Source organism: Clostridioides sp. ZZV14-6153 (assembly GCF_020657855.1).
Lineage (GTDB): Bacteria > Bacillota > Clostridia > Peptostreptococcales > Peptostreptococcaceae > Clostridioides.
Map to the genome: position 1 here is coordinate 1 of NZ_JAGWCZ010000103.1, position 230 is coordinate 230.

Genomic DNA, 230 nt, shown 5'->3' on the forward strand with positions numbered 1-230 from the left:
CTCCAAGGGTGGGGCTCGAACCCACAGCCTACCGGTTAACAGCCGGTTGCTCCACCGTTGAGCTACCTTGGAATATTTTGGAGGCGACACCCAGATTCGAACTGGGGATCAAGGAGTTGCAGTCCACTGCCTTACCACTTGGCTATGTCGCCGCCTTTTTGGTGATCTATCCGCGACTCGAACGCGGGACACCCTGATTAAAAGTCAGGTGCTCTACCGACTGAGCTAAT

General features: G+C 54.8%; 2 tRNA genes. Both read right to left on the bottom strand.

Annotated features, from left to right (window positions below):
- Nucleotides 1-72, bottom strand: a tRNA-Asn gene (locus tag KGF46_RS19905).
- A 6-nt stretch (nucleotides 73-78) separates the two neighbouring features.
- A tRNA-Cys gene (locus KGF46_RS19910) sits at nucleotides 79-152 on the bottom strand.
- Nucleotides 153-230: the final 78 nt, after the last annotated feature.